This window comes from Haloarcula onubensis, from assembly GCF_031624605.1.
Classification (GTDB): Archaea; Halobacteriota; Halobacteria; order Halobacteriales; family Haloarculaceae; genus Haloarcula; species Haloarcula onubensis.
Genome location: NZ_JAMQOS010000007.1, coordinates 43,675 through 68,366 on the forward strand (window position 1 = coordinate 43,675; position 24,692 = coordinate 68,366).

The window sequence follows — 24,692 nt, forward strand, 5'->3', positions numbered from 1 at the left end:
ATGGATACTTGGGACAAATTACCGTTGAACCTAATGGACGAGTTCGCTGAAAGAGAATCACATAGTCGCCATCATTACAGGCCGATATATTCTTTACATAAATGGTGGGCTCGGAGACCAGGAACAACATTCAGAACACTTGGTATAGCCGCGCTGTCAGAAGATTCCACCGAGCGGGATGATATACTTCGTCGCACTTCTGCCGGTGGGCTTGAGGGCAAATTTTTTGAGAAAGAGGGTGGGGGACTGGAAAAGGCTACAATACTAGACCCGTTTATGGGCGGCGGGACGACAATTGTAGAAAGTAATAGACTGAATGCTACCACTAGAGGATACGAATTAAATCCAGTAGCTTGGTGGACAACAAAAAAATCAGTCGAGAACGTAGATCTCGAAAAACTTGAATCGGAGTTCAAAGCGATGGTTTCGGATGTCAGAGAAGATATCCGAGAATATTACTTGACAACTGATCCTGATACAGGGGATCAAGAAGAAATACAGTACTCATTACAATCGCAACGAGTTCCATGTCTAACCTGTGATGAGGAAGTGAATTTATTTAAAAATTATAAGTTAGGACATAATAAATCTACATCGACGGCAGGAGTTTATTGTCCGAATCTCGACTGTGATAGTCCAGTCATAACCTTTGATCGTGATATCAAAGATATAGAAACTTGTCCCACCTGTGGCACAGAATTTGATCCGTCTGACGGGAATTACGGGCGTGGAAAGTACACATGTAGTAAAGGTCACAAGCACGATGTTAAGGAAACTTTGGATCGGCTTGACAAACGACCTGAGTTTGACTACTACGCTATAAAATACAAAACTTCTAGTGGCGAAGAGAAATTTAAACATCCTGATAAACAAGACTTAAAACTTGTCAAGAAGACAGAAGAGAAATATCACTCAGTAAAACATGATCTCCCAATTCCTCATCAAAAGATTCCAGAGGGAGATAAAACGCAGGCTCTTCTCAATTACAATTATGAACATTTTTATGAATTGTTCACTCCAAGACATCGTTTGACCCATGGTAAGCTGATGAAGAGGGCGAAACAGGTAGATAATCAGAATATCAGTGAATTCCTCATTACTGCTGTTTCTAATATGCTCACTATGAATGGGCTGCTGACACTATGGGATGCTCGGCGCCAATATGCCGATTGGGTATTTAAACGTCACGCGTTTATTCCACGTGTTCAACCTGTCGAAGCTAACCCGCTTAATGAACGTGGTGGAAGAACGAGTATTCAAAATTTCTTTGATAGAGTCTATAAGGCCAAAGATTACTGCGAAAATCCATTTGAAAAATCAAAGAACTCAAACACAGGCAAGACAGAAAATATCTATATTCAAAACGAAAAAATAGATGAAAGTCGCAGTGAGAGTCTGCAATGTAAAACGGCCGAACGGATGTCTGAGGAAGACAACTCAGTTGATTACGTTATAACCGACCCGCCTTATTATGACAATGTTCAATACTCCGAACTATCCGACTATTTTTATGTTTGGATGAGAGAAGTACTTAAAGATGAATATGAAGAATTTGAGTCGGAACTTGTTCCAAAAGCCAGAGAAATTGTCTCAAATACAAATGCAGGAAAAGATGAAAAATTCTTCGTTGATGCGCTAACGAACGTATTCACTGAATCTTATCGGGTATTAAAAGACGACGGAGAGTTGATTTTCACTTATCACCATAATGAGAATGAGGCTTGGTCGGTAATATTGGAATCCTTGATTAAAAGTGGTTTCACGATTGCAGGAGCTTACCCTGTACAGTCTGAGAAATCAAATAGCACCCACATCTCGGACCTTGATAACGCAGAATATGATATCCTAATATTTGCTAATAAAGAGAGAGCAAGTGAACAGACAACACTTTCACAACTCCGCCAGGATCTCTTTTTTAAATTACAAGATATGATTGCGGAAGAACAAGAAAGACATCAAAACCTCAGTCAGGCAGACCTTGGTGTCATACTCAGAGGAAAATGTATGTATTATTACTCTAAACACTATCCGAATATTTATTCGGATGGCGAGCCGGTCGGGATTGATGAAGCATTGGATACCGTTGATTCTGTTATCGAACAAATTGTTGAAAGTACGGTTAATCTCCCAAGTAGTATTGATACTCTCACACAGTCTTATGCCGCATTCCTTCAACGTGGATGGGAGGACTACGATGATCTGAATAAGCATCTCCTTGCGAAGAATCTCAACGTCAGTGATCTCGAAGACGAGAAACTCGTTGAGGGGCCGCGAGATAAAAAGGAGCCAGTTAGCGCCGATGCCAGAATTCATTACATTGAATCAAAGCTCAATAAGAATGGTAAAGGAGCTGACACACTGCTGGATATCGATAAGGTGCAGTACCTCTACCACCTGTACAAATCCGACCAGAACACGGTGGAGTATCTGAAGGAGTGGAAAAGCGACGATCTCGAAGAACTCGCCGACTTCATGGCAGAGGTAACAAACGACGACCGCTATGAGAGTGTCATGGAGATGGGGCTCTCTCAGTTCTAACGATGCCACTGCATCAAGGCTACAATATCGTGACCGAGCGAATTGCGGACACCGATAGCGAGGTAGCTGCCCTGGAGTTCTTCCGGCGAGCAAAGCATGACGAGACGTTGGAGACGCCAGTAACCGTGACTGGTCTCGAAGACCTGCTCTACAATACCGACGAGACAGACCGAAGCAGCGTTCTCTCGAAGCTCCGCCAGACTCTTCGTGGGACACGGTCGCTCACGTCAGGGGACGCTGTACAGTTCCTGATCGATGGCCAGCTTGTTGACGACGTCGAGTTTCGGGTTCGTATCGAACGGAGTGGAGAAGGTGTGTACCTTGATGTCGGGCAGCTCTTCGTGGAAGAACCAATGACTATCGGCGCTACTCACGCTGTAGCTCGAAAATAGCGTTCAGAGATCGACGTTTGCAGGTAGCTCCGATTTCGGGAACTTCATTTCCTCGGTAATTTCGATATTGTGGATGTCCGACCAGTAGCCAGCGAGTTTGACTTCAGACAATTTTGCGGGTATCTCGATACTGGAAACGTATTTTATTCGGCTACCAGCTGAGATGTTAATAGAATTATCACAATTCCATCCAGATTTGAGATTGTGAGAACCTATTTCGCTATCATAATCTTCATATGAGAACTTATCCTGCCCAATATGTTCAATATTGTCGTGGTCGAATTCTATATTTGTGTCGCTGTGATTATGAATGTGCCAACAAATCAAAGTTCGGCTGGACCCTCCTCTAAGAAGTGAGGAGACCTGATCGTCACCGAGATTGGCCACTTTCGCGGTTTTAGGAATGGTCAGCGGAGAAGAGTCTATGTCTTCAAACACTCCGACTATCGAGAAATCCATATCTGACCCTTCGCTGGTCACAATTGGCTGGCCAAAGTCAGGTGAATTCGCGGTAGGCTCCGCTGAATCATTTCCATGTTTTTGGAGGATGTCATACTCCTCTTCAGTTAGTGCGCCTGCATCCCGTAGCTTTTCCAATCTACCTCTACTCTTTGACCGAGTTTCAGTCTCCTGAGATTGGCCGATAATATCGTCGTCAGTTGAGGACCCCTCTAAATCCAAATCTTCTAAAATCTCGTCAACTTTCTCAGAATCGTCGCTCATACTTCTATTCTCTAATAATCCTACTTATCCTTTCTCCTGAAACGATAGTTACTCTGACGACCGGAAACTGCTGACCTCGTTTTCGATCTGTTCGAGGACTCCGACACGTTCCTCTGTCGCCTTGGCTTCGCGGTGATCTTGGATGAAGGTGATCAAATTATCGAGATTGCGTCCAGGTTCGTCCACAACTTCGCGTTTCAGTATTCGGGCCCCACCAGCGGCAAAGCTAGTGAGAACATTGATCTGCATCTCAGGGTCGGATATGGCATCGGGGTCCTCTGTATGAGCGTAGGCGAGAGCGGCAGTGATCATCGCCAATCGCTTGTTCTGACCAATGTAGTTCCATCGCATCTCGCCGTCTTCGTCGTGATTCTCGACCCAATGATCTCGGTTATACCCCACGCTAGCCGCAAACACGAGAAACGGTGTTCGAGATTCAAATATCGCATCTTCACCAGCTGCGAGCTGCTCAACTGCCTCGTTTTGTTCGTAGAAGAACGTCGCGGGAGGCATTATCGAGCCCCCTGATGTTGTCGGACCAACTCTGTATACTCATACTCAGTTGTCGGATCATCCGCAGGGTCGTGATACTCCAGCCGATATCTTTCTCCAGCTATTGCATCCATTTCCCCGGCGACTTCCTGAGTCCACTGGCTCTGTGTCACGAGGACGACGACTTGTTCGGCCATCTCTGGAAGCACTGAACTCACCCGTTTCTGATATTCCGGGTCAAGATAGCCGAAGGGAGAATCCATAATCATAGGGTAGATTCCACCGCTGAAATAAATTGACTCTTCATCAGAGTGGTACCGCTCTCGGGCCAAGGAAACTAGAGAGGCGATGAATGAAAGACTGGCTATCTGCCGTTCACCGGTCGATTTCGCAACGGGGATCGTCTCATTAGAGCCGATGTCCTTGAGAATGCGGAGAGAGTAGTCGTCATCGATCTCTGCGTAATAGTCCTTGACGATGATGTCCCGGAAGATATCGTTCACCCGCTCATTAACGCTCTTTCTCACTTCGTCTTGGTATTTTTCGAAGAGTTCTTCGATCCGGTTTTGAAGATACTCAGCCATTTGAGCCCTGCGTCTTGCGAGATCAGCTTTCTTATTCTGCTCTTCTGCTTCATTGATCTCTTGCTTTACTTCTTCCAGATCCGACTCAACTGACTCAATTTTACCCTGGACCGACCCGATCTGTTGGTCGTATTCGGTTAGCTTTGACTCAAGATCTTTTCTCCGTCTCTCAAGCTGATTTATATTCTCCGTGTCGATTCCTTCGAGCTTCCCACTGATTTCAGAGATCCGTTCTTCTTTCCGCTGGATTTCGTCGCCAACATCGCTGCGCTGTTTCAACAGGTCTTTGAGCGTCTCATAGATCTCCTCTTCATCCTCGCCGATTTCGGTAAGCTGGCCAGCAATGTTCATCGCGGCTTCTTCGAGTTCCGAAGAGCCTGCCGACTCACGCCATTTACTGACATTTCGGTACGGCTCCGTTTCAGGAACTAATTCTCGGCCACAGATACACTCCTCCATCTCAAGGAGATCGTCGACAAATTGAGTCTTGATTTCAGAAGGAATCTCGCCCTGCTCTCGCTTTTGCTGTAGCATTTTTGCAGTCTTTTCAACTGCAGAACCGGCGAACGGGACATATCCCTTATTGGAAATCGTATTAGATAATTGATCATTTATTTGCTCTATTTCTTCTTTGAGACCTTCAACATCTCCTTCCAGTCGCTCTCGCTCCTGTTGTAGCTCTTGACTGTCCTCCAGTTCGTTCAGCCGTTGTTTTACATCCGTCAGTTCTGATTTCGTTTTCTCTTTTGAGTCCTTGGCATCGCTGAGATCGTCAGATAGAGCATCAATTCGGTCTTCTAAGTCTGTCCGCTTCTGGTATAGCTCAGAGAGTTCTTCACTACCATGTCGGCTCACTTCCTCTTCGAATCCCTTGCGGACGGATTCAAGATGCCGCTTAGCCCTTTCTAAGATAGTGAGACCCATTATATTCTGTATCGCCGTTTGAATTTTTTCTTGACCCCCGATTTCTGAGAGCTCATCGATAGTCTCACCATCAAAAAAGAATATTTCTCGAAGCCGCTCAGGCATAATTTGCCGAAGGGAATCCTCAGCGTTACCACGGACCTTCCGATTACCAGTCTCGTCGAGGAATTCTAAATGGAGGTCGCTGGTGACTTCTGTACCTGCGAAATCGTTCTCCCCGTTTCGTCGGACAGTCTTAGACCTTTTCGCGGTGTATTCTGTCCCGTCGTGGCTAAATTCCAATTGGACTTCGACTTCTACAGTACCCTGAAGCCCTGCCTCTGCCATCGCCCTTTCACTTGCGATCTGGTCAGGTTTTGGTAGTTTGACGTCCCCATAGAACAGCCAGAGGAATGAATTTAGTACTGTTGTCTTGCCAGATCCATTTGACCCATGTATCACGGTGACGTTCTTTTCAGTATCACCCGAAAAGACTAATTCTTGCTCTCCGTAGAACTGCCGGAAATTATGGAGAGTGAGCTTCTCAAGCTCCATCTACTTTATTTCATCCTCGATGATCGCTTCGATTTCGTCGTTGATGCCGCGAGGCAAGTCCATGTGTAATTTGTCCTCTTCGGCTTGTAAAATACGCCGCATCGCTCGTCTGATGGCCTCGTTATCAACACCCTCAGGAGGATCAGTTTGACTCATGGTATTATTCATATATCTAGAAGGTTAAAGTCGCTTTTCAGGTCAGCTAACGATTCTGGACTGGTTGGAATAGATGCGAGTTCCGCGTCCGGATGATTTTTTGCCGAGTCTGCGAACGTTGATGCACGCTGTAACTCTTTCTGAACCAGCCTTCGTTCAAGGTTAAAAGCAGAGTCTGATTCACTGTTTCTGATATCAGCTGGTGGAGCCACAATAAAATCGTGAATGATTGCGTGCCTTTTCGATGGGTGGGTTCGAAGTATACGCCCTCTCCGCTGAACAAACTGTCTCGGGTTAGACGAACTCGCCAATATAAAGGCAGTCTCGGTAGCAGGAACATCGACACCCTCATCCAGACACCGAATAGCGACTAATGCGTCTAAGGTACCGTCCTCAAAATCCTTTAGCAGTCGCTCACGAGTTTCTTGGTTTTCTTCGTAAGTGAACTTATGACTCTTTATACCGAGATTTTTTCCAAGCATCTCTGTGACGGCGTCTAATTGGCGTTTCGTTGCCTCCCCTTCAGACTGGAGTTGCCCATCACTGCAATAGACAAGCGTGTGATGGATATCACCGCTACGCTGGACTAATGACTTTAATTTGAGGAGTTTGTTTTCAGCCACTCCGACCAGTCTCGCACGCTTGAATAACAGTTGTTTCAATTGGTCATCTTCCTGCAAATCCACATCTCCGATATCCCCTGAAACTGAGCCCATCCGTTTTCCGATTGCTTTTGATAGGGCTATGTAGCGTTCCGATTCTTCCTCAGTCAATTCGACGATATGTGGAATATAATAATATTCACAGAGGTAGCCGCGGTCAATTGCTTCTTCAAGTCTAAAGTTGAATACTACTCCATTTGAGAAATAGTCATAAATCGCTTCGGTTCCATCATCATCGTACCACCGATTAGGAGTTGCTGACAGGCCAAGACGGGCGCTCACAGTGTTAGGTAAATGTTGGCGAAGATGAGGTGCTCCTAAGTGGTGAACCTCATCAGCTATCAATAACGTTTCCGTGCCGTCAAGTCGTTTGAGTAGCTTTTGGAAATGACTTGAGCCAAATGTGGCATGAGTGGTCACTACAGAAACGAGATCTCTGGCTCCTGAGGAAAACTCCGTGAGTTGGCCAGCAAGTTTGTCTGTCCAGGTGGTTCTCGATTGATATGCCCGTATTGGGGTCGCTCCGAAATTTCCGAGTTCTGCCACCCATTGATCGACCAAGTGTTGATACGGAGCTGCTACAAAAAGCGCTAAACGGCCCTGCTGGCGGTCTGTGAGTTCGCTTGCTGCTAAAAGTGAAGTGATTGTTTTTCCCGTTCCGGTAGCCATGTGAAGGACGCCTTGTCCCTGAGCTTGAATCCATGATTCGACCGCCTCCGTCTGATAATCACGGGGCTCTAACCAATCAGGGGTCCTTAGCTCTGCCATTGTATGATGATATCTGGTCCATTTTCTTGTACAGCAATACGCTTTCGGGCCTAATCATACACCTATCCATTTCTAGTTACAATTGTTCTGCCGGTCTTCAATACGCAGCGTTAGAGCGAAGATCCCCTATTGGATGCACAAGAATGTCTTGCTGTAGAAATATTCTGATTACAAATCATTTCTGAGAGGCTCTTTGCCTCACTATGCCAAGTAACTCTTCTCGTGTGTCAGAACCTAGAGGGGCTACACCTACCCGTCGGTAAGTTAGTATAGCGCATCCCTTGCTCTCCAACTGGCCTAACTCGATACCTTTCAAAGAACTGCGGGCCGCCCCGATACACCACACTGATTCTGACTTGGCTGTTTCGGCGAGTTCGTCCCACACATCACCAACTGTACTTTCGAAAACATCGGTCGATAATAAGATCACCATTATGTCTGCTTCAGCTGCTGCACTGAGTAGTGTTGACTTTGCCCTATCTGCCATGGCGTCTTTTCCAACTGGCACCTGTTCTTTCTCATAGACCGCGGACATTCTCTCGTCACCCTCGGCAATACCATAATCTTCTGAGAGAACGTGCAGATGTGTCTCTGTGACCTCAGAAAGATCGTTATCGAGGCCCAAAATAATACTGAATAGCCCTTTATAATACTCTTTCACCGGTTGATCACGACTATCGGCTGTTGTAGTTGAACCCTCTGCAAAAATATGTGCTTGCATCAAATCACCTCAAGAACATCCTCGATTCTTTTTGGTGACTGAACTAGGAGCCCACACATTGTGAGATCCATATTTACTTCTGCGGAAGATAACCGCTGAGAGACAGGCGGCAAAGAAATCTTTCCACCATCGGGAGCAGGATCCATACAACTCTTGAATTGAGCGACCTACTTTATTATTTGTCATCAGGATGAGTGAGGAATCACCAGGCAGCACTCATCGCACCGAAGCTGTTCATGAAGCTATACCCGGGTTGGTGTGTGACGTTAGTGTATGTCGTTTAGATATCTAAAACAGAAATTCCGGGATGCGCCGGCGGCGGCGTTTGAGTCGCTTGTGGCGGCGGTGTGGCGTGAGTACGGGTATACGGTGGATGAGTCGCCGGAGTCGACGGCGACAGGGTTGGATTTGTTGGCGTCACGGTCGCGGCCGTATTCGCGGCGGGAGGCGGTGTGTGTTGCGCATCGAAGTGAGGGTGAGTTGGTAGAGAGTGCGAAAGTGCAGCAAGTGTCGGCGTTGCGTCGCCAGGCGGATGCGGACGATGTCGTGCTCGTGACGAACGCGGGGTTCACTGATGATGCGGTGACGTTGGCCGGTGAGCTCGACGTACACGTGGTTGATGGCGACAGTCTCTTCGATACCGTTCACTCGGCGGACCTGTACGCGACGGTCGCTGACGTCGTGTCGGTTGACGTGTCCGTTGATCAGTCACTACGCTTAGAAGCATTAGCTGAACGGGTCGTGATGAATACAGATCTTGAATCGTTACAGGCCGTGTACGACATGTTGTACGAGTTCTTTGCCGAACACTCGTCGGCTCCTCGAATCGAGGAGAACGCAACTGTGTCCGCGTTCTTGGAGGATGCGCCTGAAGACGAGTGGGAGCAGTCGACGAGTGTCTCTTGGTCGGTAAATCCAGATCTTGATTCGCGGGACATTGCTGAGTATCTCGTTGCGGAACTACCGGCTGTGGAGACTCGGTCAGTGGAACTGTCCGTGGTTGCTGCTGCGATTCAGCTGGAACTTGACGAGCGTCTCGGGGAGTACCCGTCTGAGATGACTGCCGAGGAATTAGCCGCGTGGTGTGTCGAAGCGTTCGACGAACAGGAAGTCCCCGTTGCTGCTACGGACCCGGGAATGGCTATTGACACTGCAGTGGGCGTCGTCGATACGACCGAGTCGGCTGCGGTGAACAAACTTCGTGTTGCGAGCGCGCTCAACCGACAGTATGAGGATGAATATGTTGAGTAAGGGTCGCGTTTGTGGAATCGACAGGTAGTCCGGTTGGTCGTGGTGAAACACCCTGTGTGTTGATAGGGCTGTGCGTGGTCGTGGGTGTGAGGACTGGTTTCTACGTGGATAATGAATTAGGTGAATCACGTAATGGTCTCTCACGGTCGGGGTCATCAAGGACGGAGTCTGAAAGTTCGGAGGATGTGACAGTGTTGTTTGTGAGTGATACGCATCTCGGGTTTGAGAACCGGGCGGACACCGAGAGTGGGAAGGAAGTCTCGTGGATTGGGGTGATTTCGAGTCAGACGACGATGTCACGTATTGTGGATATCGCATTGGCTCAGGATGTAGATGCCGTGATTCACACGGGGGATATCCTGGACCACGAGGTGGGGGAGATTACGCTTGACGCCGCCGAGGCTACGTTGCACATATTGTCTATGGAGGAGATCCCGGTGTACTGTATTATCGGGTCTCATGATCACGGGTCGAAGCACCCGTCAAATCCCGGGTCTGTAGATGGTGTGGCGTGGTTGCAACGGCAAGTTGAACAAGGGTATCTGGCAGAGTTGACGATGAGTCCAACGCGAGTTGCTGACAGTCAGGTTGACGCGTACGGTATCTCTGCGAGTAACGTCGGTATTGACGATGTTGGGCAAGGACTTGACTGGAGTTTCGCAGAGATCGCATTCGGTGCCGCTACGCCGGGGCCCAATATCCTGTGTCTGCACGAATCAACGTCGTTGTACCGAGGGGAAGACGGTGATGTCGACATCGACGAACTATTCGCCCAATCACGCGTACAGTTTGATTGTGTGCTCATCGGGGATGAGCACAGCCCGAAACACGACGATTTCAACAACGGGTACGCGTTCACAACTGGCGATGGAACGCCTGTCCATTACACTGGCCCGGCAATCCGCCTGAATGACGCGTACGAAAACCGCGACGCGTTCGTGACTGAGCTCACGATTGGGGCTGATGGAGTGCGGACGCGGCGACACGCCGTGTAATTGTAGTAGCCGGCGGATGCACACAGTTACGAATTTCACTAGAACCACCCGCCCAATTCGACGCAGCACATGACGGCTCCGTCGGCCATCTGCGACCAGAGTGTCCAATCCTCGTTCAAAGGACCGGTCAGTGATGTTTACTGGTTCGTCCAGTAGACCGGTGTTAGGAGTTCTTCTTCTCGCTAATCTGTTGCCATTCTTCGCGCGCGTTCTGGCTGTCGGGTTCTTGTGTTTCAGTTTCTTTCTTTTCTAGCTGGCTTGCCTGAGTTTCTCGTTGTTTTCGCTCGGCGAACTTCTCGGGTCGGAGTTCTTTCTGGAGTCGATCGTAAATGTCTGGATGACTGTTCCGGGCGTTTCCCCATGCCATTCCAGAAGCAAATCCTGAGGGACCTTCTAAAATCATTTTTTCAAAGTAGACCAAGGTGTCGACAAAATCTCTGTCATCATCGTCATCGAAATCTCTCTCACTGATTTCTTGTTTGATCCATTCCGATTCGACTTCAGAGTACGGTTTGACTGGCCGGTCTGCATCCATGAATAATAGTAATCTATCTAATCATTTAGTAATTAAGCTGATTCCGCAGAAGGGACTTCTATGAGGTTCTTCACGGTCGCTTGAAGGGTATTTGCGTTGTAGTCTCGTACGTGGCTGATTGGTTAAGTTACACACAGCATTACGTATCGATGACACGCCGGGGGTAAGTGCTGGATTAGCGTTCGACGAGGAATTCCGGTGGTGACTGTTGGCCCATGCTCATTGGCGCACCGATGAGAAACCCGATGTTCATTCGGTCGCCGACATCTAGAACGGCATCGGGATACTCCGCCGACCCGGACTGACTTTCCGTTACGTCTTCAACTGTTGTAACCACTGGTGGTCCTACTCCACCCAATCCTTGAGGGAAATAGAAGACATCACCTGGTTCGACTTTGTTTGCTGTTCCGGCTCCGACATAGTGGGTATCTTCGTGCCAGACGTGTAGCTGACCGGCATCCACAGCTACGAAATCGGTTTCGGAGAACCGATGTGTTCTTCCGATATCTTCGACTACGGGCTCGCCCTCATCACCAGGTACAATTGTCACAGACTCGATCTCACCGGTTTCACTATCTTGTGGTTGTCCAGCGTTACTACGAGCCTCAAAATTTTGCAGTGCGTTTTCTATCTCGGTAGCCGGGATCCACAGGGGCGCGTCCGCGTGGTTCCTCGCAATCACTTGTTCGGTAAACGCCTCGTGGTGCTGCATTGCAATATCGTCGGTGAAGTAATCCGCAAGGATAGCTAGACCTAGTTGCAGCGCTGCATCGCTTGTCGCACCCCATGCGAACTCGTCAGAATAGGTTTTCAAATCCAGTCGTGGGTCTAACTCGACTGCCGTGTCCTCATCGGAGAGGGCACGATAGACGTTCCGTTCGCCCGCCTGGCCATCGGAATCAGAGGTGTATCCCTTAATCGTGCGGTCAGTCATCCGGTTTCCTCGTCGGTTTGCCGGTCGCCAAGCGATTCTCTCTCGGCAGTGCATAGCTGCCGTTTGTGACTATCATATAGCAGAGTATGAACAGAGCGCTAATAGTTCTACGTGAGTGACTATTAGATTCGGTTACGTAGCATAGCGCCGTACGATGCCCGTCAATTTCGAGAGTCACTCCCGATTGGCTTTCCTAACGAGGATACTAACGGTCAGTACATCCCCGACTTCCTTGCCGATGACCTGGATCTCGGCTTTCGCTAGAGCGGGCTCGTCGAGACATTCGATATGTCGCAGAGAAGTGGGGATATACTCTGTCGGCTCGAACACCGTGGCTTCGTCCGTCACAAGGGCGAATATTGGGCGATAATTGTCGAGGCCTACGACGCTGATACCGCGAGCGAGATCGGGCTGCACGCGGTAGCCGAGCGCTTCGAAACCGATTATTATGACCAGAATCCTGGCGGTGATTTACCAATGTAAAATACGTTTAGCAGAGTTGAATGAGATAACTCCGAATGGTGTGCACGGTTATTTATCGGTGCGAAGGAATTTACGCTTGGATTTTTCCTTGGAGGTTTTCGGTGCGCCGTGGGTTTTCGGGTCGAATTTCCGGTCGTCGACGGATTGCGTCGCGGATTTTTCGCTGCGGGAGGCTGTTGCTGAGTTCCCGTCGTGGTGGATCGGGATGTTGGGCGTTGAGTTGTGGTTGTGGTGCGTGCCGTCCGGGGCGTGGCTGAGGAGACTGGCTAAGTGATGGTCTCGGTTCGTGGATTGGATACTGAATTTCAGGTTGTCGCCTTCTTCGATTTTCTTCTCTTTACGGGCTTTGACGACGATTCGTCGCGTTGCCTGTGGTAGCTCCACGACTGGATTCCCGGAGTTGGTGAAGTCAGAGACAGTGCCGGTGTGCGTGCTGTTTACTGAGATACCCACGATACTCGATATACTCAGGTAGCCATCATATGTTTTTGGGTACCAATAACATGCGAGTGGGAACTACTTTTGACGTGTCGGGTGAGTAGAATACCTGATGCCGTTTATCGGAGTTCGTGATGATCGGCCGGTGTTACCGTTGGAGGTAGCTGATGATGGGTTCGTGTGGTGCCCGAGTTGTGGTGAGAAAATGAAGGTGCGGGAGGGAGAGAAGGTTGCGCGGCACTTCTATCATGCCCCGGATGATTCGGAGTGTGGTGGGGAGTCGGCAGCGCACGTTGAGATGAAGCATATTGCGGCGCAGAAGTTGCTTGAGCGGTATCCTGACGCAGAGGTGACCATCGAGTCTTCGATGGTGGATGGGCAGCGACGGGCTGATATTCGCGTGTTGTTTGCAGAACCGGATTCGCAGTTCGGTCGTGGGATCGCTGTGGAAGTGCAGCGGCATCATCGTCAGAAGTCGGTTCGAGCTGTGACAGAGGATTATCTGAGTGCAGGGTCCAGCGTGTTGTGGTTGTCTGAAGTGGATTATGACGGAACGCATCCGGGGTATGACGATGTGACGTTGACGGATCCGGTGCCGGTGTGGCCGTATGCTGTGCCGCAACTGATCGAGGAGCAGTCTCGTCCGGGGGAAGCAGGTGACTGGTCCGTACAGGTAAGTGAGCGGGAGTTAGCGCCGTTCGTAGAGAACGGGCAAATGGGGCAGCGCACGCTCGGTGCGTTTGCCGAAAGTGCAGGGACAGGCCAAGCGGATGTCACAGCGCCGGGCTGGTCACTGGAGCGGACTATCTCGCTGGCACTGACCCCGGAAAGCAAAACGGTTCAAGATTTGACGGCAGAGATTTTCCGCAACCTCATAGCTGAGTTCGAACAGGAGAAAGACGTGATCCAGACGGTGGAGGATTATCGAGAGTCTACAGAATCTTCCGACCGGAATTGCTACGTGAACGAATGGTTTGCTGGCGGGCCGCGGGATCCGTGCACTATCGAACTCATCGTCACACCGGCAGGGGAACCAGTAGAGTTGTCCGTTGAGAAACGCCGGACTGACAACGCGTTGTCCGTCTCGGTGGAGGAGGGTATCGTCGACGTGTTCACGGACCTCGTGGCCACAGTGTGTACTGAACTAGCGTTCGTCTCTGCATTAGAACCACAGAATCCTGATGGGACTGATATTTGGTCGCACGAATTTGCACAGCGAGGCCGGCCAGTCAACTGCACCATCACTCGAACACACGGTGAATGGGTGGAGCTTTCGCTACACCGATGCAAATCAGAATACCAACCAGTGGAAACGATATCAGTACGGGTCTTACCAGCGGATATCGAGATGCTTCTGGAACTATGTGCCCGGGTACGGCTGCACGTTGATACCGGTGCTGAATAGCGGGATACTCAGATCCAGCCTCCAGGTTTAACCGCCAAGTGAGTAGACTGGTCTACGGGTTCCTCAACTGCATCATATAGTGTGTCTCCAGATCTTCGATTGGTAATCAACTGTAGTCATATCATGAGTGTGTAATCATGGGCCTGACAGCGTATTTTGTTGCGAGTGTAATTGTAGGCCGTTGGTTAATTCGTGTGGTTGATCCAGGTTTGAGGGTGCAGGTTTCGCCGAATGCGTAGATACGTCTCTGTTGGTTAACTGCGATTCGGAGTGTTGGTTAAGATTGTCTCCGAGCGGCGTTGAGTCTACGATGCACTCGGTGCGAAACGCGGATTCATAGTAATTCTTAACATTTCAGAAGTAGCAGCTGTTCGGACAGTAGTCGCGTGTCTCACCTATTGTAAAGTAGGAGCCTATTGTACAGTATTTGCCTTATCTGGAGTCTCTAGCTACGTCTCAGATTTACATCCGGATAGGTTCTTATCTGTTGGAAAGTCGGTTTGCTCCCTGAATTTTAACCGTAACCATAAGAAATAGGGAATATGACGAGTGAAGACCACTCTGACAGCGACACTCCAGAGACACACAGTCATTCAGAACCAGAGAGGGAGGCATATCCCTATCCTGAGGATGTTGGTCCGCCGGGTGGATATAATCCAAAGCCGTTTGCTGGAACGGAGGTACCCGACGATCCTCGTTTTAACGCGGAGAAACGCAGTGATAAGAAATCACTGAGTGAGGTTGACCTCCCCCTCGAAGTGGTCAGCGGCGTGGGCTTGATCCGGAGTCATGTGAGTGATTACGGGATTACGGTTGACGAAGGACGGTTTATGCGGGCGGTGGTGAAAGCGATGAATCGGGAGTTAGAAGGGTATGAACTCACTGATTCGATGCGGGCCATTAGGGACCAGTATGAGATTGATGAGCGGAAACTAATTGATCTCGGGCACCTCAAGCGCCACACTGGTGCTAATGGGCAAATCTACTACTCAGTGACGTCGTCAGGTCAGAAGGCCTGTCGAACGCAGAAGAAACAGGGGATTGCGGTTGGGGATGTCGGTGCTGACACGCCACATCGAGTAGGCGTTGAGCTTGCCAAGCGTTATTACGAGTCCCTTGATGAAATTAAATTCGTTGAACCCACTGTCAGGAAAGGAGGGAATGTTGCTGATCTCATTGTGAACGGACACAATCATTCACGGTACGCGATTGTGGAAGTTGAAGGAGGGTGGATCACCGCTGATAAATATGAGACTGATAGTAAACCAGGGAGCAATAACCACGAGTCAATTCAGAAGGATTACTGGATGCTAGCCCAATCAGAAGGTGATTCTGTGTGGTTAGTGCGAAACTTCGAAATTGTGGGAACTGTTCTCAGAGCGTTACGTAACAGCGACGATATCGGATTCACGTTTCCGCTTGACATCATTAAGAAGGTTGAGAACGCGACGATGAACATCGAGACATTGAATGAGGACCACATCGCGCCGTTACAGGATGACGGCATCGATGAGATTGCGACGTTCAAACAGTTCCGTAACCGACTCTCCTGATGTCGCTCCAGTGTAAATCTAAATCGCTACCCATTACCTGACAAGGTTTTAAATGTCTCAGCGGCTTTTGTTTAGGTAAGCGACGGCCGATACTCCCCCGCATCTATCCTCTGACGATGCAAAGACCTTACTGGCTAAACAAGGCGATACCACTCTCCCCGGTATCATAGTTCACCGCCGGCGCGTGGCCAGCGCGTCATCGGACGTCGTGTGTCAGCAGTAGTACCAGCCGATGGCACACGAAAACTATGACCCGAGAAATCCCGCCGCAAGCAGACCGGAGTACCGTCCGACACTACAGCGCTGATGGAACGCTCACCGTCACGCGAGACCACGAAACAGATGAGCACGTAATCAAGTCAAGAGGCCGCAATGCGGGTGACAGGTGGACGCGTCGCGTCCCTGCAACTCGGACCATGGTCGAGGTCGGCGAGGAACTTTGGAGTATTCCGGATAACTGGTCGCAACTGTACCGTCTCAAAGCAGAGTACGGACCTGACCAAGGCATTTACCGGATTCCAAAGTCTGGCGACGCAGTTCTCCTGACGCTCACTCATAAGAATGACCGCCTCGTTGACGCTTACCACATCGTCGAGCAAATCGGCAGTGTGAGTTGGAGTGCTGAGGCGAGTGTTGATCAGGATGGCCTCAGCGACGCACTGGCTTACGTAAGCGACCATGCCGATGAATTCGACGACGCGGTCAGTGACGTGCTTCAATACGTTCAGAATAACCCGCAAGAGGTGGTTGAGGAGGCTGAAGAATTCGCAGAGAGGCGCGCACCGGAGCGTGTTGAGGACTATAACGGTATCCCGGTGTCTCCGTTTGATCCATTCCGCGTGTCATTCCGGTCAGAGGATGGTGTTGTGAGTCATCCTGAGTACCGAACCGGGAGCGAGGTCATGATAACGATCCGCGAGCTCTTTGGTCTGTTCGATGTCGTGCCCCCATCGCCTCTCGTGTCCGTTACAGTCCGATAAGACACGGCTCGGACGTTATTAGCCAAGTACCTCTGACCCGGGTTCGGTGTTGATTCCCGGGCTGGTACTTGCACGCAAGAATTCCTGACACCAGCAATATTCAAACATGACTCACGCAACTACCGACGATTCAGACGCAAAGGGCAGTGAAATAAGCACGGTTCGAATCAGTTTCGAGGCTCTGAAAACGGCAATCAGATCCCGGCAAGACCAGCAAAATCAGACCATCGCAGTTATTCGAATCTCCCCTACGATGGATGGGTTTGACGACGTCGAGACCGCACGAATTGAACGGGAAGACACGCGAACCGTCTACCCTGACGGGAAACCACACATCGACATCCACCCCTGTCTTCTGGTTGGTGGCGAGCGTCGTGCGGAAACGCCCGAGCTTGCACAGTACCCGGACCGACTCGATCAACGTGCGCAGTGCCGTGACTCCCACGGACTGGACGCGGAAGACGACATGGGGGAGTTGTGGGACGAGTGGTGGTCCCGTGTCCTCGACGTGTGGGAGAGTGAGCTCAAGTCTGCACTACGAGATGAGGTCGACCTGGATGGTGACGCGAACGGCCCCACAGCATCGAGCGTGACTCTCGACATTGAATGGACTGACATCGACTAACGAGTCGAAGTAACTGGAAGGCCCGCTTCCGAACCGTTCCGGGTTAGGTATTGCTACCGCTCCGCAACTCGGTTCTGATGTCTGTAAGTCGTGTTTTGACTTCGCCTTCGATTTCGTCGAGTTGTTCGTCGATCTCGTTCGCGGTGTTCTTGATCGAGGTTGTTTTCTTTCGGATGGTGCTGAACCGGTCGATTTCGGCTTCGACTTCGCTGACCTCGGTTTGAATGGCTTCGGGGTCGAGGTCGCTGCCAGTGTCGACGTGGGCTTGGACAGCGCGTGTTCGTGCCCAATTGAATGCGATGCGCAGGTAGCCTGGTTCGGGGTCTTCTTCTTCGTCGCCACTCAGTGCGACTGAAAGGCGGTCCGTGTCGAACTCGTGGAAGTACCCGACTTTGTCCGGGACTTGTGATTCGGCTTCGAATACGATAATGCCGTAGTCGGCATCTCTGTTGTCGATTGCTGCTTCGAGTTCGTCTTTGATTTTTGGTTGCGTGTAGCTCTGGTCGCTTTTGGCTTCGACGACGATGCGTTGGTTTGTGTCGGCGAGTGTGAGGACGAAGTCACCGACTTTCCGGTCGGTCAGCTCCCCGATTTTCTCGCCGGTGGCTTCGACTTCGTGACTGGTACCGTACACGAGGTCTGAGAGAAGGTTGCCGACGGTGTCTTCGAAGTCCTCGCCTTTCAGCGTCGAGCGTCGTTTCATTCGCTCCTCAGTTTCTTCCTCAGTGGCTTGTTCTTCGATCTTGTCTCTGAGCCGATCGATTTGCTCTTGAATCGAGGATTTCAGCCGGTACGTCGGCGTGCCTTCTGTGTCCGGGTCCAGGGCTTGCTGGATGCGGTCGCCGTCCTCCCCGAGTTCCTCGTCGAGCCGTTCGGCGAACACGCCGTCTTCGCCGAACGCGTCCTCGATATGGCTTCGAAGTGTCCCGTCGTCGCCGAGGTGCTCGTTGAGTGTTTGCGGGACGTCACCGTCGTCGCCGAACTTCTCCTCGACGTGGTCTTCGATGCGTTCGATTTCAGCCTCGAAGTTGTGCCGCATCTCCTCGAAACGACGCTCGACGTACTCCTCCTGCTCGGAAGTTTGGGCGAGTCCAAGCGTTACAACCCCGACTCGAAGCGCCTTGTTCAGGGCATCCTCGTACTCTTGCTTGTCGAGTTCAGAAAAATACGCTTGTACTTCAGAATCAGTTACTTCGGCACGTTCGATTACGACTTTATCATCATGAACAGTGACGGCTGACTCCTTTTGTGAGGACATCTCTATACTCATCGAACATATCTTTCCTGATATAACTCATGGCCTGATTATCAAAAAGAAAGCACAACCGATCGGAGTGGTGGTTTTGCTACAGACAGACAATGGTATGACTTCTACTGCAATGGGGGCCCGTCGGGACTGTATGTGAGAAGAGCTTGAAGAGACAGTCTTGCAACTCTGTTACTGAGCTGCGTTAGTCTCTAGGTCTAGAGACTATTCGGTCCGCTTCCTCGTCGTCATGGGTGAGCGACGTGGCGTATATTAAAAGCGCTTTGTGATTCGATTCAAATTTGGTTTCTAGTTGTTCAGGTAATCATACGTCCGGAGCAAACGGTCGATTTCTACCGGTGGAAGATCGAAGGGTGAACTACACATGTAATCCGACAAGTCACTAGCTGAAATATTCACAATATTATCTCCATCTATTTTATCACCGCTGGAGCTAAATAAGAACAGTTTTTCGTGGCCCTTTGCGAACTGCTTCAAATTGTCCCGACTGTCCCCAAATCCCCCTCGTTTTACTTGAACACCAAATGTTTCCGGAGTTTCGTCATTTGTTTTTCGGAAGATTGCTTCAATAGAGGGATATGAGTGAGATGAAGGGTGCATGACAGCGCCAGTTTGCTCTTGAATATAAGTGCAGACAACGGTCTCCAAACCGTTATGACTTCCAGATGCGGAAAGTGAATCAATCAGCCGGTTTGCATTAGATTTCTTCGGGGCTGCAGGTTCATCTGACAAATTTGAGAAAACCGAGCGAGCGGTCTCGATGTCAGTGGCTCGATCTATATCACCAATTGGAGATTCAAATTGGTCAACAACCTGCTCCATTGAAATTCGATCCAAAGTCGGAATCGATAAAGTTCCTCTGCAGGCTGTCGAGAGGACTTTAGATGGGGCATCTTTCGGACGAACATCAATCCACTCGACGGGCCGATAAAACCCAATTTCGTGGGCCTCCAATTCTTCAGAGAAATCAGACTGACTTCTGTGTTGTATTGGGCCGGTCACCCGTGCATAACTAGCTACAGGGCCGATATTTTTAGTAATTACAATATCCCCCGGTGACAGCCAGAGGGCAAAATGAGCAAAATCGTTTTCATGGAAGTTACTTCCACCTCCATATTTTTCGAAAACCTGTCGCGTAAACTCAGGAGCACCTACTGAAGCCGCCTCGTCTTCAGATATGGCGCCACCCCATCCGACCCCAATTATATCGTTTTCATAACAAGTGCGCGGTGCATTAGGATTTGTATCTTTATCAGAGGGATAGAGATTCATCGTTGCGAATTTGACCTGTGTTAGATTTCCTGAGTCAGTATCCTCTCCAATCAGTGTAGACTTTATTCGATATGGTATATCTAAATCATCAAAGACGGCTTGATTTTCTGTCGGGAGATCTTCCTTTTCATAGTATTCTGTACCTTGGGGTTCAAAATTTCGGGCCTGGTAGAGGTGATATGACACAGTATAGAAAGTATGCGTTTACATTTAAAGTACTACCGCTGTCATTTCCAGCTTATTGTGAGGTATATCTAACACCTCGATTTTGGCGGTCTAGAATCTGTTATTGTGTGACCAGGGTATGAGTCAGGCTTGCATGGGTAGTTTTAACAGCGATTGTATGGGTGTATAGTGGTACGATGGTTGATTCGTCAAGCGAAGAATTAGTCGCGGCGTATCTTGCGGATCGGGAGTGGGATGAGCAACGAGCGCCGGTGGAGAAGACCGCAGGGATTGTGCAGGATTTGGCGGCAGCGTTACTTGAGGCGGGTGAGCTTGGGCAGCAGGAGGTGACGGCGTTATACCGGCTGTGTATGAATAACAGCACGTACCCGGTGTCGAGCAAGCGCGGTGAGATTGATGAGTTAGATATTCCAGGCGAGGTGAAGCGAGATTTGAAAGAACGTCTTGCTGAGGAGGTCGGGACTGTCGGGGGGTTGTTGTTCCCGATCGAGGTGCCGGCGGAGCAAACCGAAGCGGTGATAGAGTGTTTCGACACGCTCGTGACGTCGGAGGACCCGGAGGTGTGGGATGACGCGGTTCGCCGGTTGGCTAAGCTTGACCTGCCGAATGTGAAGTGCGGAAAGTTGTCGCCGATCCTGTCATACCTGCATCCGGAGTATTACCCGGTCGTGAACACGATGTCGCGGACTGGTCTAGCAGAATACTTCGATGAAGACGTGTCGAATGCAGTTTCTGAGTTCCCGGAGACAGCTGCAACGTACCGATCCGTTCGAGATGAATACGGGTTCAAGGCGAACTTCCGTGATCTGGATTACTTTTTCGTGTGGGCGAACAATCGGGAGAAGGAACGGGATGGGGTGACGTTGGAGGGGGAACGGTCGTATTTTTGGGTGAATCAGTCGAATCAATCTGAGATCGAGGACGAGTATCTACGGGCGAAGGTCGACGATGTGTGGCATCACGATCTTGCGGAACTGACTGATGGTGACGTTGTGTTCCATAATTTCAACGATGAGTTGATCGGGCTCTCAACGGTGACGGGTGCTCCGACGCGGTATGAGTTCAGAGGTGACGAGTATCACCGTGTCCCGGTTGAGTTCGAGTGGTTTGCTGAGTCTGTCCCGGTCGATTCAGGGTTGAAAGACTCGTTAGATACCCCGGAGTGGCATCAAAAGTACTACCCGATTGATTCGAACGGGAATTTGAAGCAAGCGTACCTGTCTCGGTTGTCCTTGCCCGCTGCGGAGTTCCTATTGGACACTGCCGAGGCGTGGAATCTACTCCAATCATCCAAGCCCGGTGGGACAGGCGAAGAGATTCCGGACGCCCCGGATCAAGCGGGCGAGATTGAACGGCAGTTACTGGAGAAGAAGCAAGTCGTGTTCTACGGCCCGCCAGGGACGGGGAAGACCTACACTGCTGAGCGGTTCGCCAAGTGGTGGGTCGGGCAGCAGGACGGCGGTGACGCGGTGTCGGATCGCGTATCGACGGTGACGTTCCACCCGTCGTTCACGTACGAGGATTTCGTCGAAGGGTTGAGCGCGAAGACGGACGATGATGGGCAGGTGGCGTATGAGGTGCAGGATGGGGCGCTGAAGCGCATGCAGGCGGCGGCGATGGCTGCGTATGAGCGTGCTGTTGAAGCTGACACGGAACCGGACCGGTACGTGCTGATAATCGACGAGATCAACCGGGGGAACCTCGCGCAAATCTTCGGGGAAGTCATCACGTTGTTAGAGGCGGATAAACGCGGATCGTTCGACGTGGAGTTGGCACATTCAGGTGAGTCGTTTACGCTCCCGCCGAATCTGTACGTCATCGGGACGATGAACACGGCGGATCAGTCGATTGCGCTCGTCGACACGGCGCTTCGCCGCCGGTTCCGGTTCGTGGACTTCCCGCCGGATCTCGATGTCGTGTGGGAAGAAAGCGACGTGGTCGCTGCAGATGCACGCTCGGCAGTCACGCAACCGAACGAGGAAGTGTCGCGTCGAGAGCAGTTGCTCGGTGCGAGTGTGTTAGCAGTTGAAACGCTGAATGAACGGATTTTGCGTGCCCCGGAGCTTGGCAAAGGCAAGCAACTCGGGCACACATATCTCCTCGGCCACGACTCGACGACGGATGTTCTGGACGCATGGCGGTACGATATTCTCCCGCAACTGGAGGAGTATTATTTCGGGCAGTTCGATCGACTGCGCGATGACTTGTTAACCGAGACCGGTGAGCGACTCGTCCAGTGGGAAGCTGAAAAGATCCAGTCGTTTGACGCTGCGACTCTCTACACTGCGCTCTGTCAGCTGGCTGGTATCGACGATCCGGTCCCGTTGGTTGCGGCTCCTGTCGAAGCGATTGCCGATGGAACCGGTGTTTCACCCGGCATAGAAGGGTGGAGAGAAAGCGACAAGTCGGTTGAAGCGTTCCGTGAACTGATCACGTCCACGTTAGACGAGACGGCACTGTCACGCGCTGAGCGGCTATTGACGACTGGTGAAGAGATTGGGCGGCCTGATACAGGCGATGGGGATCACAATGCGACTGCTCAATTGAAAACGGATCTCATAGACCCTGGTGTCGGGCTTATCCAATTCAACCAAGATGGGAAACTGAAGTTCAGGTTGGATTGGCTCGCTGGTCGAGACGAGAACGACCTGACCGCTGAGTTTGTCGACGAAGCAGCGAGTGTGTTCGACGAGATCGACGCGTACTCGTATGAGCGACGCCCCGACCCGGGCGACGACGAGAAAGAATTCACCGTGTCGAATATCCAGATTGCCGATCTCTCCGAGGATGAAATGGATGTCTTAGTGGACGGCTACAAGAAGTTCGCACAGCGAGCAGAAGAATTCCAAGATGGCTGACCTCTCTCAGATCAGCCTCGTCGGGTCGCCAGTGCAGACGAGCGGGACGGTTGAGACGGTGCCGCCGTCGAACCCACTGGTATTGGGGGAACACGATGAGTCGGAGCCCTTCGAGATTAGCTCTGATGACTCGGCGTTTCTCGACCGGTTAGGTGAAGTGCACGAGTCCAGTCCGCTCAGTGTTTCGTATACGAGTGACGGGGAAGCGATTGTTAGCAGCAGCTCGTACGTTGGTGTCCTGACGTTGCCGAGCGGGGTTCAGATTGAGGTGTCGCCGAAGCAGTCGGTGACGCGGTTACTGTGGGCATTGCAGTATGCGTTTGACACGCCGGTTGATTCGATGGGGCAGGAAACGGAGTTCGCTACGGCCTCATCGTTTTTCGACGCGATCGGCGTGTTGTTCCTGACGGAACTCAAGACGGTCCTCGACCAGGGCCTGCACCGGGATTACGTTCGAACGCAGGCTGTCCAAGACCATGTTCGCGGCCGGATCGACGTACAGCGACAGTTGCAACGGCCGAACCCTATACCGACTGATTTCGCGGTCGAGTACAACGAGTTCACGACGGATACAGTGTTGAACCGCGCTGTGCTTGCCGCTGTCCGCGTCCTGACCGGATTAGTGCGAGATAATGAGTTAGCAGGACAGCTACGACATCAAGAACAACGGCTCCGACAGTTCACGAGAGTAGAACCAGTGCCGCTTGAATCCGTCGAGCGAATCGAGTTATCGCGGTTGAACGAGCATTACGAGGTCCTGTTAGATTTGACGCGAACAGTGCTGGCCCGAGAGTTCTTCGAGGATATCAGCGCCGGGACGAATCGCTCACTGGCACTGTTCGTGAATATGAACGAGATTTTCGAGCGGCTCGTCGAGCGGGCGTTCCGAGCTGCCGCGAAAGATATCGGCGGGCTCACTGTCGAAGGGCAAGCATCGATTCAAAACATCATCGACGGCCCACACGCCGTCTCGATGCAACCAGACGTGCTCGTTAGGCACGATGATGGGACGCCAGCGACCGTCATCGACGCCAAGTGGAAGACCGGATCGCGGTCTTCCGGCGACGTGTATCAACTCACATCGTACATTCTCGCCCTGGACACGTGCGGGGCGCTCGTCTATCCAGGACACAGCGGGCAGGACGGCGAAGAATCGACAGTGATGAACGAATACTCGCTTCGCTCTGTCGAGTTGGCCACGGACGCAGCAGCACCGTCGTATAGCGACTATGTCGATGTGTTAGAGACCAGCGCACGTCTTTATTTGACCGACATACTTTGAGAAGGAGTGATACAGGCTTGTTCGAACCGGTATAGATCTCTGTGTCTGAGAAGTGCCGAAGATCCCTAGTATCGACCGGTGTGGCCTGTAATGCGGCTGCAAACACTTTTTTCAGTAGTGTGTCTTTGCTTCGT

22 protein-coding genes are annotated in these 24,692 nt (G+C 50.8%); 10 read left to right on the top strand and 12 right to left on the bottom strand.

The features are described 5' to 3' along the window. Together NDI86_RS18215 and NDI86_RS18220 are read left to right on the top strand one after the other, a co-directional pair. Positions 1–2,538 carry a DUF1156 domain-containing protein gene (locus NDI86_RS18215; RefSeq protein WP_310901788.1) on the top strand — a complete coding sequence of 846 codons (2,538 nt, stop codon included), beginning with the start codon at positions 1–3 and terminating at the stop codon, positions 2,536–2,538. Between the two features lie 2 nt (positions 2,539–2,540). Then, a complete protein-coding gene (locus NDI86_RS18220) occupies positions 2,541–2,930 on the top strand; it encodes a DUF8076 family protein (RefSeq protein WP_310901789.1) in 390 nt (129 codons plus the stop codon). A 3-nt stretch (positions 2,931–2,933) separates the two neighbouring features. Here NDI86_RS18220 and NDI86_RS18225 read toward each other — a convergent pair whose 3' ends face one another. The 6 genes from NDI86_RS18225 to NDI86_RS18250 all read right to left on the bottom strand — a co-directional run bounded on the left by NDI86_RS18225 (position 2,934) and on the right by NDI86_RS18250 (position 8,494). Then, entirely contained in the window at positions 2,934–3,653 is a 720-nt protein-coding gene (locus NDI86_RS18225) for a hypothetical protein (protein ID WP_310901790.1), read from the bottom strand. 48 nt (positions 3,654–3,701) lie between these two features. Then, positions 3,702–4,166, bottom strand: a complete 465-nt coding sequence (locus tag NDI86_RS18230; protein WP_310901791.1) for a hypothetical protein — start codon at positions 4,164–4,166, stop codon at positions 3,702–3,704. Next, on the bottom strand, positions 4,166–6,187 hold the full coding sequence (locus NDI86_RS18235; RefSeq protein WP_310901792.1) for an AAA family ATPase: 2,022 nt from the start codon (positions 6,185–6,187) through the stop codon (positions 4,166–4,168). Before NDI86_RS18235 ends, NDI86_RS18230 begins: the two co-directional genes overlap by 1 nt. Next, entirely contained in the window at positions 6,188–6,343 is a 156-nt protein-coding gene (locus NDI86_RS18240) for a hypothetical protein (RefSeq protein WP_310901793.1), read from the bottom strand. An 8-nt stretch (positions 6,344–6,351) separates the two neighbouring features. Next, on the bottom strand, positions 6,352–7,773 hold the full coding sequence (locus tag NDI86_RS18245; protein ID WP_310901794.1) for a DEAD/DEAH box helicase family protein: 1,422 nt from the start codon (positions 7,771–7,773) through the stop codon (positions 6,352–6,354). 175 nt (positions 7,774–7,948) lie between these two features. Beyond that, a complete protein-coding gene (locus NDI86_RS18250) occupies positions 7,949–8,494 on the bottom strand; it encodes a hypothetical protein (RefSeq protein ID WP_310901795.1) in 546 nt (181 codons plus the stop codon). A 273-nt stretch (positions 8,495–8,767) separates the two neighbouring features. Between NDI86_RS18250 and NDI86_RS18255 the strand changes: the two genes are divergently transcribed. Beyond that, a complete protein-coding gene (locus NDI86_RS18255; protein WP_310901796.1) occupies positions 8,768–9,745 on the top strand; it encodes a restriction endonuclease in 978 nt (325 codons plus the stop codon). Positions 9,746–9,831: 86 nt separating this feature from the next. After that, positions 9,832–10,740 (top strand): metallophosphoesterase, encoded by a 909-nt coding sequence (locus NDI86_RS18260; protein ID WP_310901797.1) that lies wholly within the window; start codon positions 9,832–9,834, stop codon positions 10,738–10,740. A gap of 163 nt (positions 10,741–10,903) precedes the next feature. Here NDI86_RS18260 and NDI86_RS18265 read toward each other — a convergent pair whose 3' ends face one another. From NDI86_RS18265 to NDI86_RS18280, 4 genes are all read right to left on the bottom strand, one after another. After that, complete coding sequence (locus tag NDI86_RS18265) at positions 10,904–11,275, bottom strand: hypothetical protein (RefSeq protein ID WP_310901798.1); 372 nt, start codon at positions 11,273–11,275, stop codon at positions 10,904–10,906. Positions 11,276–11,450: 175 nt separating this feature from the next. Then, positions 11,451–12,209, bottom strand: a complete 759-nt coding sequence (locus NDI86_RS18270) for a DUF6166 domain-containing protein (RefSeq protein ID WP_310901799.1) — start codon at positions 12,207–12,209, stop codon at positions 11,451–11,453. Between the two features lie 174 nt (positions 12,210–12,383). Beyond that, a complete protein-coding gene (locus NDI86_RS18275; protein ID WP_310901800.1) occupies positions 12,384–12,626 on the bottom strand; it encodes a hypothetical protein in 243 nt (80 codons plus the stop codon). Positions 12,627–12,740: 114 nt separating this feature from the next. Continuing rightward, positions 12,741–13,145: a hypothetical protein gene (locus NDI86_RS18280; RefSeq protein WP_310901801.1), complete on the bottom strand. Its 405-nt coding sequence runs from the start codon at positions 13,143–13,145 to the stop codon at positions 12,741–12,743. A gap of 97 nt (positions 13,146–13,242) precedes the next feature. On the opposite strand from NDI86_RS18280, the gene NDI86_RS18285 reads away from it, so the two are divergent. The 4 genes from NDI86_RS18285 (at position 13,243) to NDI86_RS18300 (ending at position 17,693) form a co-directional block, all read left to right on the top strand. Then, positions 13,243–14,535: a competence protein CoiA family protein gene (locus NDI86_RS18285; RefSeq protein WP_310901802.1), complete on the top strand. Its 1,293-nt coding sequence runs from the start codon at positions 13,243–13,245 to the stop codon at positions 14,533–14,535. A gap of 542 nt (positions 14,536–15,077) precedes the next feature. Next, positions 15,078–16,088 carry a hypothetical protein gene (locus NDI86_RS18290; protein ID WP_310901803.1) on the top strand — a complete coding sequence of 337 codons (1,011 nt, stop codon included), beginning with the start codon at positions 15,078–15,080 and terminating at the stop codon, positions 16,086–16,088. A gap of 416 nt (positions 16,089–16,504) precedes the next feature. Continuing rightward, positions 16,505–17,068, top strand: coding sequence for a hypothetical protein (locus tag NDI86_RS18295; RefSeq protein ID WP_310901804.1), 564 nt, complete (start codon positions 16,505–16,507; stop codon positions 17,066–17,068). A gap of 106 nt (positions 17,069–17,174) precedes the next feature. Then, entirely contained in the window at positions 17,175–17,693 is a 519-nt protein-coding gene (locus tag NDI86_RS18300; RefSeq protein WP_310901805.1) for a DUF8009 family protein, read from the top strand. A gap of 43 nt (positions 17,694–17,736) precedes the next feature. Here the strand turns inward: NDI86_RS18300 and NDI86_RS18305 are convergent, their stop codons facing one another. Together NDI86_RS18305 and NDI86_RS18310 are read right to left on the bottom strand one after the other, a co-directional pair. After that, a complete protein-coding gene (locus tag NDI86_RS18305) occupies positions 17,737–18,963 on the bottom strand; it encodes a restriction endonuclease (protein WP_310901806.1) in 1,227 nt (408 codons plus the stop codon). Between the two features lie 285 nt (positions 18,964–19,248). After that, entirely contained in the window at positions 19,249–20,418 is a 1,170-nt protein-coding gene (locus NDI86_RS18310; protein WP_310901807.1) for a hypothetical protein, read from the bottom strand. Between the two features lie 176 nt (positions 20,419–20,594). On the opposite strand from NDI86_RS18310, the gene NDI86_RS18315 reads away from it, so the two are divergent. Then, positions 20,595–23,276: an McrB family protein gene (locus tag NDI86_RS18315; RefSeq protein WP_310901808.1), complete on the top strand. Its 2,682-nt coding sequence runs from the start codon at positions 20,595–20,597 to the stop codon at positions 23,274–23,276. Then, positions 23,269–24,558: an McrC family protein gene (locus NDI86_RS18320; protein ID WP_310901809.1), complete on the top strand. Its 1,290-nt coding sequence runs from the start codon at positions 23,269–23,271 to the stop codon at positions 24,556–24,558. Before NDI86_RS18315 ends, NDI86_RS18320 begins: the two co-directional genes overlap by 8 nt. The last annotated feature ends 134 nt before the right edge of the window (positions 24,559–24,692 follow it).

Bases quoted from the DNA above. Each gene is read 5' to 3' on its own strand.
- NDI86_RS18245 (WP_310901794.1), bottom strand. From the start codon at position 7,773: ATGGCAGAGCTAAGGACCCCTGATTGGTTAGAGCCCCGTGATTATCAG.
- NDI86_RS18255 (WP_310901796.1), top strand. From the start codon at position 8,768: ATGTCGTTTAGATATCTAAAACAGAAATTCCGGGATGCGCCGGCGGCG.
- NDI86_RS18305 (WP_310901806.1), bottom strand. From the start codon at position 18,963: ATGAGTATAGAGATGTCCTCACAAAAGGAGTCAGCCGTCACTGTTCAT.
- NDI86_RS18230 (WP_310901791.1), bottom strand. From the start codon at position 4,166: ATGCCTCCCGCGACGTTCTTCTACGAACAAAACGAGGCAGTTGAGCAG.
- NDI86_RS18250 (WP_310901795.1), bottom strand. From the start codon at position 8,494: ATGCAAGCACATATTTTTGCAGAGGGTTCAACTACAACAGCCGATAGT.
- NDI86_RS18300 (WP_310901805.1), top strand. From the start codon at position 17,175: ATGACTCACGCAACTACCGACGATTCAGACGCAAAGGGCAGTGAAATA.
- NDI86_RS18315 (WP_310901808.1), top strand. From the start codon at position 20,595: ATGGTTGATTCGTCAAGCGAAGAATTAGTCGCGGCGTATCTTGCGGAT.
- NDI86_RS18265 (WP_310901798.1), bottom strand. From the start codon at position 11,275: ATGGATGCAGACCGGCCAGTCAAACCGTACTCTGAAGTCGAATCGGAA.
- NDI86_RS18235 (WP_310901792.1), bottom strand. From the start codon at position 6,187: ATGGAGCTTGAGAAGCTCACTCTCCATAATTTCCGGCAGTTCTACGGA.
- NDI86_RS18215 (WP_310901788.1), top strand. From the start codon at position 1: ATGGATACTTGGGACAAATTACCGTTGAACCTAATGGACGAGTTCGCT.
- NDI86_RS18320 (WP_310901809.1), top strand. From the start codon at position 23,269: ATGGCTGACCTCTCTCAGATCAGCCTCGTCGGGTCGCCAGTGCAGACG.
- NDI86_RS18240 (WP_310901793.1), bottom strand. From the start codon at position 6,343: ATGAGTCAAACTGATCCTCCTGAGGGTGTTGATAACGAGGCCATCAGA.
- NDI86_RS18290 (WP_310901803.1), top strand. From the start codon at position 15,078: ATGACGAGTGAAGACCACTCTGACAGCGACACTCCAGAGACACACAGT.
- NDI86_RS18220 (WP_310901789.1), top strand. From the start codon at position 2,541: ATGCCACTGCATCAAGGCTACAATATCGTGACCGAGCGAATTGCGGAC.
- NDI86_RS18225 (WP_310901790.1), bottom strand. From the start codon at position 3,653: ATGAGCGACGATTCTGAGAAAGTTGACGAGATTTTAGAAGATTTGGAT.
- NDI86_RS18270 (WP_310901799.1), bottom strand. From the start codon at position 12,209: ATGACTGACCGCACGATTAAGGGATACACCTCTGATTCCGATGGCCAG.
- NDI86_RS18295 (WP_310901804.1), top strand. From the start codon at position 16,505: ATGGTCGAGGTCGGCGAGGAACTTTGGAGTATTCCGGATAACTGGTCG.
- NDI86_RS18285 (WP_310901802.1), top strand. From the start codon at position 13,243: ATGCCGTTTATCGGAGTTCGTGATGATCGGCCGGTGTTACCGTTGGAG.